The 9,573-nt window shown below is 49.5% G+C and carries 9 protein-coding genes; 8 read left to right on the top strand and 1 reads right to left on the bottom strand.

What is annotated here, in order from left to right:
- Positions 1-189 precede the first annotated feature (189 nt).
- The 3 genes from BUA40_RS01570 (at position 190) to BUA40_RS01560 (ending at position 2,763) form a co-directional block, all read left to right on the top strand.
- A complete protein-coding gene (locus BUA40_RS01570; RefSeq protein ID WP_072797564.1) occupies positions 190-600 on the top strand; it encodes a hypothetical protein in 411 nt (136 codons plus the stop codon).
- A 9-nt stretch (positions 601-609) separates the two neighbouring features.
- Positions 610-2,145 carry a M23 family metallopeptidase gene (locus tag BUA40_RS01565; RefSeq protein WP_072797563.1) on the top strand — a complete coding sequence of 512 codons (1,536 nt, stop codon included), beginning with the start codon at positions 610-612 and terminating at the stop codon, positions 2,143-2,145.
- Between the two features lie 168 nt (positions 2,146-2,313).
- Positions 2,314-2,763 carry a putative periplasmic lipoprotein gene (locus BUA40_RS01560; RefSeq protein WP_072797562.1) on the top strand — a complete coding sequence of 150 codons (450 nt, stop codon included), beginning with the start codon at positions 2,314-2,316 and terminating at the stop codon, positions 2,761-2,763.
- Positions 2,764-2,850: 87 nt separating this feature from the next.
- Here the strand turns inward: BUA40_RS01560 and BUA40_RS01555 are convergent, their stop codons facing one another.
- Positions 2,851-5,262, bottom strand: coding sequence for a glycoside hydrolase family 5 protein (locus BUA40_RS01555; RefSeq protein ID WP_083585219.1), 2,412 nt, complete (start codon positions 5,260-5,262; stop codon positions 2,851-2,853).
- Between the two features lie 189 nt (positions 5,263-5,451).
- Between BUA40_RS01555 and leuC the strand changes: the two genes are divergently transcribed.
- From leuC to BUA40_RS01525, 5 genes are all read left to right on the top strand, one after another.
- Complete coding sequence (leuC, locus tag BUA40_RS01550; RefSeq protein ID WP_072797560.1) at positions 5,452-6,861, top strand: 3-isopropylmalate dehydratase large subunit; 1,410 nt, start codon at positions 5,452-5,454, stop codon at positions 6,859-6,861.
- 18 nt (positions 6,862-6,879) lie between these two features.
- Positions 6,880-7,482: a 3-isopropylmalate dehydratase small subunit gene (locus tag BUA40_RS01545; RefSeq protein ID WP_072797558.1), complete on the top strand. Its 603-nt coding sequence runs from the start codon at positions 6,880-6,882 to the stop codon at positions 7,480-7,482.
- Between the two features lie 218 nt (positions 7,483-7,700).
- On the top strand, positions 7,701-8,477 hold the full coding sequence (locus tag BUA40_RS01540) for a DUF5655 domain-containing protein (RefSeq protein WP_072797556.1): 777 nt from the start codon (positions 7,701-7,703) through the stop codon (positions 8,475-8,477).
- A 60-nt stretch (positions 8,478-8,537) separates the two neighbouring features.
- A complete protein-coding gene (locus BUA40_RS01535; RefSeq protein ID WP_072797554.1) occupies positions 8,538-8,786 on the top strand; it encodes a hypothetical protein in 249 nt (82 codons plus the stop codon).
- Between the two features lie 310 nt (positions 8,787-9,096).
- The gene (locus BUA40_RS01525; RefSeq protein ID WP_072797550.1) at positions 9,097-9,540 is read left to right on the top strand and encodes a mobile mystery protein A; all 444 of its coding nucleotides are present in this window, start codon (positions 9,097-9,099) and stop codon (positions 9,538-9,540) included.
- Positions 9,541-9,573: the final 33 nt, after the last annotated feature.

Genomic DNA, 9,573 nt, shown 5'->3' with positions numbered 1-9,573 from the left:
GAGCCGCTTCAAGAAGTCCAAAAAACAATTTTTTCGTATTTTGGGAGGTTTCTCAGGATTTTACAAAGAATTTACATTCAACCGGAACAAAAAGTTCCGAAAGTATTCGTTTTCGCCCTTTTTGCAAATGACAGTGTAATACCAAAAAACTATTTTGTGTCAAAACAACAATCAAAAACAGGTAAAAACATGAAATTCGTATTTCTCTGCGACGCCAACTACCTCAAGGGCGACATGGTCAACTTCGTGAACAACTTCCCCACCAATCACGAACTGGTGACCATGACTAGCGACGAACTGCTCCAGACCAAGTCCATTTTCGAAGGCACCTTCGCCGTGCTCGCCGAACGTACCACTTGGCAGAAGAACTTCAGCCTGTTCCGCTACTTTGGCCTGCTTCCGCTCTTGGAAGTGCTCCCGCTGGGCATCGTAAGCCGTTCTCGCCGTAGCGAACCGCTCAAGGGCCGCACCCAGAACCGCAACCAGGAAATCTATTTCAACCCGAGCGCTACCGCCGAAGAACTCTATCTCCAGGTGGACAAGTTCGTGGCAGCTCCGCCGGCAGGTTTCACCTACCCCCGTGGCACTCAGAAGGCCTAATTAAGGGACATGCAGCACAAGGTCTTAAATGACCTGTACAGGCAGGGCGGAATCACCTTTTTTGCTTTTCCGGGCGAAACCGAGATTCCGCTTGAACCCTTGCAGAACCTTGCGCTGGCGCTAAACGCCGGCGCGCGTTTTTTAGTGATTGATTTTTCCGGCAAAAATAGTCTCAAGGGTAACGCCCCCGTTTCTGCATGCGACCTTTTTGAGCAAAAGCTCACCCAAGAAGTTCTGAACGAGCTCAATTCCTCCGAAAGCAACTGGACCATTACGGGCTCAAGAGGCTTTCCGCAAAACGACGACCAGTTCAGAAACCTCTACCACAACCTGCAGCAGCTCAAGAAGACGACCGCGCAGATTGTAGCCATACTCCCCCTGGAAATTAGCGACCAGGAAGCCTATTACGCCAAGCTCGTTTCAAGACTGATTGTGATCGACGGCGAAAGTGCCGCGGAAGCGTCTGCATTTTTGGAAGACCTCCCCCATTTCAACAAATCGAACCTGCTTTGGCTTTTCCCGCAAAAGCCTGACAAGAAGAAATTTTACCACGCCTACAGGGCGGTACGCCGTAGCCATTCCTTCTTCAAGGAAATCCGCCAGTGCGACTGGAAAAAGAATCCCGAAGCATTCGCCAAGATTATTGAGAACCTGCACAAGTTTTCGATTCTTGAAAAGAACCCGTTGGACGGAACCTCAAAGGTTTTCAGAACCATTTTCCCGCTTTTGTTCTTGCTCGCCATCGCGCTCCCGTTTTTCTTCGTGACCAAGACGGATCCGAGCATTTCGAACATGCGCGACCGCATTCACGAACGCGACAAACTTTCGGTGGCGCCATCGTTTGAATACACCTTCGACGGCAAGGAATCGATGCAGCGCATCGGACGCTACGCCATAGGCCGTTTTAGTGCATTGATCACCAACGAAAAAATGGTGCAGCAGTACATCAAGGTTACACTCGAAGAAAACGGTTACCCCACCAATTCCTGGGAAAACAACAAAAAGAATATTCCGCCCGAAGGAACCGTCATCAAGTTCTCGCGCCCTGACTACATCGGAACCACCGCATCGGATTCCATTGGCGCCGCCTGGAAGTACTGGACATCGATCGTATCGGATAGTGTCACCTACTTGACGGAATTTTACCACGAAGTGGCCACCGCCAATTTTAGACAACATAACGGTATCGACGTAGCAAGCCGACAGGGTGCACGCATACTCGCGCCCTTCGCCGCAAAAGCTTGGACAGCACGCGACGAACGCGGCGGAATTGTCATTGGACTTGTCCGCCAAAAAGACGTCGTGATTTTCATGCATTGTGACCAGCTGCTATACCTTGATGGACAAGAAGTTATGGCAGGAGACCCCATTGCAACCGTGGGTCTTACCGGACACACCACTGGCCCGCACGCCCACGTAGTTACTGGGCTCATCTCGAAAAACGGTAACAAAGTTATCGGCAATGTTAGATACAAAGTAATTGACCCGATTAAGTGGTTCTACATGTTCAAACCTACTGCCGAAGCAGTGGGTGGCAGACAGTAAAAGTGACCCCCATCACAAAGGCTACCAAAAAGTGTTCTCTAAACGTTTTTTTAGAGCCGTTGTAAGCTATTTGTTACATTTTCGGCCTCGCCAAAACACCCCGTTTTAAATAACTTTTAAACTGGAATTAGGGATTTGGAATCAACAAAGAAAAAAGGATAAAAACAAATGAAGTTTAGAGTTCTAGCTCTTGCAACCATTACCGCAGCCCTCCTTACCGGATGCTCCGGTGTCGTCACTCCCACTGTTCAAGTAGCTAGCCACGACTCGGCTCACAATATCCCCGCCATTGACGAAATGATCGTCGCCTACAAGACCGATTACATCAACAAGTGCTACATGCCGGTCGCCAAGAAGCATCCGCCTGAAAATCAGTGCCAGTCCGAACTTTTCCAGATGCTCGAACGCAACTATCACCTGGACTACAACCAGAATCACGTTGCAATCGCATCTAACAAGTTGCTGTTCAAGGACATAGACGCAAAGATCATCGAAATGTCCCGCAACGATCCTGAAGTCCGCAACGCTATCCGCGCAGGCGCCTTCACCAGCACAAGCGAAATGCTCGCCTACTACCACGAAAAGTACCAGTTCGACACTCAGGTTGAACAGTTCTAATATTCAGCAAAGTTTTTCTTCGGTAAATAAAAAGTCCTGCGGAATTTTCCGCAGGGCTTTTTGCATGGTTTGTGTTTTGGGGATATTTTACTTGGATGTGTATTTTGTAAAGACCTGCAACAGTTCCGAGTACCACTGACCGGCGCCCTTGTCGTAGGCTTCGAAGCCGCCTACGCCCACAAAGCCCCAGTAGTGCCAGGACATGCCATACTTTTCGGCAGCGGCAATGGCAGCATCGGTCCACTTGGCGCGCAGATCGTCAGAAACGCCATTTCCGCCACAAGAAGAGCCATGTTGGCCTGACACGCCGAACTCGCCCATGTTCATCGGCACGGAACCACCCTTGATATCGGGGAAATATTCCGCAATCGCATCGGCGTAGCCCTTGAATTCGCCATCAATCGAAGCGACCGTCTTGTCGGACAAGGAATTATTGCAATCGTAGCCATGTCCCTGATGCGTAAAGGTGTAGGGTTCGTAATAATGACCGCTCACAATAATGTTTCCGTCGGCAGGGAGAGTCAGTTTCGGGATCTGACCGAATTTGGAATAAGCACCCGCTTCGAACATAATCGTTTTGCCCGGAGCATTCTTACGAATCACTTCGTATGCGGAATTCATGATATCGTTTACCTGTTCCACCTTCATGTCATGAGGTTCATTGAAGATTTCAAGGACGAGCAAGCTATCCGGATAGGCGTTCATTTCTTTAGCCACCTGTTCCCACATACCAAGGAAACGAGCCTTTTCACTTTCATACTTGCTTTTGTTCGAGGTGTACCCTGCTGCTGCATCGTTCAAAGTCGTGTAATGGTGGAAATTCACGATAACGGCAAGTCCTTGGGCAAGGGCAAGATCAATATCTGCCTTGACGCCAGAAAGACGACCTGCATCGAGCGAGTAAGGAGAGCTATTGGAAGCATCTTGGTTCCAGCGCACAGGAATACGTACAGAATTGAAGCCAGCGTCCTTGACAATCTTGAAGTAGCCATCTTGAATGCAGTTGTTCCAGCCACAATCAGCCGTAGCCCCATTACCCGTAGATTCCCAGGCATTACCCATATTGATACCGCGGCCAAGGCGCTTGTTCATGGCACGGCCCTTGGAATAATCGACGGGAACATTCTTGGTCTTGGACCAGAAATTCGAAACGCACACGTAATAGTCGGATTCGTAGGATGCGAGAGTGCCCTCGTTCGCCGAGGTGCAAGCCCCATTCTGTTCAGCCACCTTCATATTGGCAAGGTCTTCATCTCCGGCAACCTTCCAGGCGTTCTTTCTGCAAACGAAGTACTTGCCCTCATCATTGGCCTTCATTTGCCCCACATTGGCATCGGAACATTCACCGAAAAGTGCAGCGGCTGCCAAATTCAAGAGAATAGCTTCGGTAGCCATAGACCACAAGGTGTCTTGGCAAACGAACTGCATAGACGCATTGACGCTAGCAGCATTTGCATTGGGTTTTACTTGATTTTGGTTAGATGCGCCACAAGAACCCAAGCCGTATTGAGCGGCCCAGATATGTTCCACCCACACGCTAAAGTATTCAATGCTTGCACCGCCATTCAAATCGGACAAGACGGAGCTCGGATAGCCTGTATTGAGAGAATAGGCAATATCGCCCACGGACGCCTTGAGCGCAGGATCATCCCAGGTGCCATCCGGAGCAATGTCAGCAGCGATTGCCGACAAGGCCGCATCTACATCACCAGCGGAGCGTTCTTCAAGCAAAGCAGCTGTTACCGCGAGCAAGTTCGCGGCAGCCTGAGTATGATCGTATAGCGAGATATCTTCGAATAAGGTGGAATCTTGCTTTAGACCGAGAGCGGCAAGCACTTCTTTTTCGGCACGGGTCTTGGCCGCCGTAAAGCTGAGTCCCATTTCAGTCACCAGATACTGCACACGGTCATATTCAAGGCGAGTCAGCACGTTCACATTGACCTTGTTACGTTCGCGAAGATCCGAAAGCGCCTTGATGCCCGAGGCAACATAGCGTTCTTCGGATGTGAAATTCACATAATCGCCCTTGACTTCGATGCTAGCGACAGCAGAGCTGATATCGCCCGAAACCGTGAAAGCGCCCAAGTTGGAAGACACCTTGCCACTCAAGGCGGAGCCCGACAGAGTCATGGTCTTGACATCGACACCACTCAAGGAAACCGTAGCGCCTTCTGCAAACGGGCCTATTTCAGCAACGCCCGAGACACCGACTGTGAGGGTCGTCACAGAAGCCGTACCGTCATCCTTCAAATCTTCTTCTGTAATTGGTTCGTTGGCCACTTCTTCGGGCGTGAGAACCTCGCTACTGGAACCCTCTTCAGAGCCTTCAATTACAGGATTTTCAGTATTTTCGGGACTTACGGGGGCTTCGGTAGACTGATCCGGAAGAACTTCGGCGCCATTGGTAGAACCTGAAGAACCGTCATCCGAGCAGGATGCCAGCAAGATTAACGCAGCGGTAGACGCAAGTAAGCGTGCTCCTAAAAATTTCTTTTTCATATCCAACCTCAAAAAAAGACACACTTCCCTATTTTGAAAAATAGATTGCAAGACCCCCTTCAGGTATACCCTGAAAAGCAATAAGTGTTTACAGCGGTATCCCCTTCCCTTGCCGATTTTACTATATTTACGCCGCAATTAATCAGCCTTGGAGAATAAATCGAAAAGGCATAAAAAAGAGACAAAATCATGGGAAAATCACTCTATCAGAAGATTTTTGAAAGCCACACGGTAGCAAAGCTCCCGAGCGGCCAGTGCCAGCTCTTTATCGGGCTCCACCTCTGCCACGAAGTCACGAGCCCGCAGGCTTTTGCGCAGCTCCGCGAAGAAGGCCAGAAGGTTCTGTTCCCGGAACGCACCTTCGCCACGGTCGACCACATTATCCCGACCACCTTCCCGGAACGCAACCGCCCGCTCAAGGACGGCATTTCCGAAGAGATGTTCTCCCACATTGAAAACAACACCAAGAACAACGGCATCAAGTTCTTTGGCCCCGCCACCGCCGAACAGGGCGTTATCCACATCGTGGGCCCCGAAGAAGGCGTGACCCAGCCGGGTATGACCGTTGCTTGCGGTGACTCTCACACGGCAACGCACGGTGCCTTCGGTGCTATCGCATTCGGTATCGGTACAAGCCAGGTGGCCGACGTTCTCGCTACCCAGACGCTCGCCATGAGCCCGCTCAAGACTCGCCGCATCAAGTTCACCGGCAAGCTCAAGCCGGGTGTGACCGCCAAGGACGTTGCCCTCGCCTACATCGCCAAGCTCGGCGTGAACGGTGGCGTTGGCTACGCTTACGAATTTGCCGGTCCGGTCATCGAAGAAATGGGCATGGAAGGCCGTATGACGGTCTGCAACATGGCTATCGAAGGTGGCGCCCGCGTCGGTTACTGCAACCCCGACGAAAAGACTTTTGAATACCTCAAGGGCCGTCCGTACGCCCCGAAGGCTGACAAGTGGGACGAAGCCGTTGCTTACTGGAAGTCCGTGGCTACCGACGCCGACGCCCAGTTTGACGACGAAGTCGAAATCAACTGCGACAACCTCGAACCGATGGTTACCTGGGGTATCACTCCGGCCCAGGCCATTCCGCTCAACGGCAACATGCCGAAGATCAGCGAATTCGAAGGCAGCGAAAAGAAGGTCATCTCCGAAGCTTATGAATACATGGGCTGGGAAGAAGGCAGCCAGATGATTGGCCGCCCGATTGACATCGCCTTCGTGGGTAGCTGCACCAACGGCCGCCTCAGCGACTTGCAGGCCGCCGCCGAAATCATCAAGGGCCACAAGGTCGCCCCGACCGTAAAGATGTGGGTCGTTCCGGGCTCCATGAAGATCAAGGTGGAAGCCGAAGCTCTCGGTCTCGACAAGATTTTCAAGGAAGCCGGTGCCGAATGGCGCGAAGCAGGCTGCTCGCTCTGCCTCGCCATGAACCCGGATAAGCTCAAGGACCGCCAGGTGAGCGCAAGCTCCAGCAACCGTAACTTCAAGGGCCGTCAGGGCAGCCCGACGGGCCGCACCATCCTCATGAGCCCCGCCATGGTGGCTGCCGCCGCCATCGAAGGCAAGGTCACCGACGTCCGCAAGTACATCAAGTAACGCAAGGAGATTTAAAAAATGAATTCTATCGACATTGTTAAAGGTTCCGGCGTTCCTGTACGCGGCAACGACATCGACACTGACCGTATCATCCCGGCACGCTTCCTCAAGTGCGTGACTTTCGAAGGCCTCGGCGCAAACGCCTTTGCCGACGATATCGCTGGCCTCGCCGCTCAGGGCAAGGTCCACCCGTTCCGCGATCCGGCCTACAAGAACGGCTCCATCCTCGTTTCTAACCAGAACTTCGGTTGCGGTTCCAGCCGTGAACACGCTCCGCAGGCTCTCAAGCGCTGGGGCATCCGCGCCATCATCGCCGAAAGCTACTCCGAAATCTTCTTCGGTAACTGCGTGGCCATTGGCGTGCCTTGCTACAAGGTGAGCCACGAAGTTGCAGACAAGATTCTCGCCTGGATCGAAGCACACCCGAGCGAAGAACTCGTGACGAGCACCGAAAGCCGCACGCTCAAGATGGGTGACGAAACCATCGAGCTCACGCTTGCCGACGGCCCCCGCGGTCAGTTCCTCGACGGTTCCTGGCACGCACGTTCCGCCCTCATGGCCAACGCCGACAAGGTGCAGGAACTTGCAAGCAAGCTGCCGTACATGCAGTTCTTGAAGTAATAGGATGCCTTCCCCGCCTCCGAGCCGGGACCTCCTTTTAGAAAACGTCCAGGTTAAAAGCCTGGGCGTTTTTTGAGTATTGCGAGCACATAAAAATAAACGTTCTGCCCTAAATGCTTGCGAGATAACAAAAAATATGATATATTTTTATATGGATACTTTAAGCGTCGCGTTACAACCACCATACAAAGAAGAGCCACATTTACAGGTAAAGCATAATGAACAAGAAAAATAACAAAGGTCAAGGCGTTGTATATATCCTTACTAATCCGAGCTTTCCTGAATATGTGAAAATTGGATATGCGGATAATTTACAGAAACGCTTAAAGGAACTTAATCGAAGCGAGTGCATTCCTTATGCTTTCAGAGTGTTCGCCATCTATGAAGTTAATGAGCGCCTTCAGGATTTGGCTCTCCATAATATGATAGACAGCATCAATCCAAACCTGCGAGCTATTGAAACTTTTGATGGTAAAAAGAGAAAAAAAGAGTTCTATGCAATGTCTGCCGATGATGCTTATGCAATTCTTCAGACGATTGCAACCGTCAGTGGAACAGTCCAAAGATTGCACAAAGTTTCACCGGAAGGTCACGAAATCATTGACGAAAAAATGGCAGAAGAAGTTGAAAATTCAGTGTTGTATACAGAGGATAGTTTACTTTCCAAAGGAAACAAAGAAACCATTCTACTTTATCAAGAACTAAAAAAAGAGATAAAGAAACTTGACAACGTGGTTGTTGAGCCAAAGAAACTTTACATTGCGTTCAAATCTCCAAAAAATTTCACTGATGTAGAAATTCAAAAAAATAACCTGAAGATTTTCATCAATATGTCCAAGGGTACTCTAGTCGATCCCAATGGAATAGCACAAGATGTTTCAGATATTGGTCATTGGGGTAATGGCGATTATAGAGTATATCTTTCAGAAAAATCAAAGATTGCTGACATTATGGAATTAATAAAACAGTCCTATTTCGCAAATGGAAATAAATAAAAAAATAAGATAGACAAAATGAGTCTATAGTCACTCTTTACGAGCAGAGGTAAAACTAATATGCCGTACACGATGGATGAACTTGAGGAATTCTTGCGTAAGGACGAGGAAGAAATCCGTCGTGCTGTAGAACGCGTTAGAAAAAATCCGGTAAAGATTAAACCTGACCTCAAGGATTTCCTGGACCCGGACCTTTTCCGTCTTCATGCAATGTCATACAATCGGCACACTCCGTTTCACGATAGCATAAAAATTGACTGGGAATTCCGAGATAAAAGATTCGAAGAAATCCTCGGCGACGATTACTGATTTTTAGGCTCTTTACGAGCTAAGAACTTCAGCGCGGCCCCATACCCTACACAATCTCGGCCTTGAGCTTTGCGGCTAGTTCTTAAAATCAAGCCCCAAAATCCACACACATGCTCAAATATTGGCGAATCCCTCTTAAATTCTATCAAAAGCGCCGATATATTAGCAGTTTTCATCCTAGACTTCAAATTGTTTTTTGGGGAATTTCCGGAGTTAAACTTCAATTTACAATAAAAAAGTTATATTTTATTGAAATTCTACAACATATTTATTATATTTATCAAGCAGATTATAACAAATAGATTATTTTATGAACCAAAGGCTGATTTTGCTCAGGGCTCTTGCCCATAAGACGGGAAACCTCGCCCAGCTTCGCGACGCCCAACCTCCCAAGCAAGGGTGGATTTCCGCCGTTCGTCGGGCTCTCGGAATGACCGCAAAACAACTTGCGGAACGCGTCGGGCTTTCTCAGCCGCGCATCGCCAAGATGGAACTCAACGAAAACAACCTCAAGATTTCGACCATGAAAAAAATCGCGGAAGGCCTTGACTGCGATTTCGTTTACGGTTTTATCCCCAAGAGCAGCCTGCAGGAGACGATTAAACGACAGGCCCACAAAAAAGCCGAAGCAATCCTATCGAGCGTCAACACGAACATGGCATTGGAAAATCAACTTGCCGATGATCCGCATATCCTGACGGACATGGCCGATGAGATGATAGCCAAGAACATAAGGCGCATTTGGGACAAGTAAAAATTTTCCCCATTCGTCATTTTGTCATTTTAT

This window comes from Fibrobacter sp. UWT2 (assembly GCF_900142545.1).
In the GTDB taxonomy this organism is placed as follows: Bacteria; Fibrobacterota; Fibrobacteria; order Fibrobacterales; family Fibrobacteraceae; genus Fibrobacter.
This window is presented reverse-complemented; position numbering and strand designations above follow the sequence as displayed.

Excerpts from the sequence above, each read along its gene's own strand:
- BUA40_RS01545 (WP_072797558.1), top strand. The coding sequence starts at position 6,880 with ATGAATTCTATCGACATTGTTAAAGGTTCCGGCGTTCCTGTACGCGGC.
- BUA40_RS01555 (WP_083585219.1), bottom strand. The coding sequence starts at position 5,262 with ATGAAAAAGAAATTTTTAGGAGCACGCTTACTTGCGTCTACCGCTGCG.
- BUA40_RS01535 (WP_072797554.1), top strand. The coding sequence starts at position 8,538 with ATGCCGTACACGATGGATGAACTTGAGGAATTCTTGCGTAAGGACGAG.
- leuC (WP_072797560.1), top strand. The coding sequence starts at position 5,452 with ATGGGAAAATCACTCTATCAGAAGATTTTTGAAAGCCACACGGTAGCA.
- BUA40_RS01525 (WP_072797550.1), top strand. The coding sequence starts at position 9,097 with ATGAACCAAAGGCTGATTTTGCTCAGGGCTCTTGCCCATAAGACGGGA.
- BUA40_RS01540 (WP_072797556.1), top strand. The coding sequence starts at position 7,701 with ATGAACAAGAAAAATAACAAAGGTCAAGGCGTTGTATATATCCTTACT.
- BUA40_RS01565 (WP_072797563.1), top strand. The coding sequence starts at position 610 with ATGCAGCACAAGGTCTTAAATGACCTGTACAGGCAGGGCGGAATCACC.
- BUA40_RS01560 (WP_072797562.1), top strand. The coding sequence starts at position 2,314 with ATGAAGTTTAGAGTTCTAGCTCTTGCAACCATTACCGCAGCCCTCCTT.
- BUA40_RS01570 (WP_072797564.1), top strand. The coding sequence starts at position 190 with ATGAAATTCGTATTTCTCTGCGACGCCAACTACCTCAAGGGCGACATG.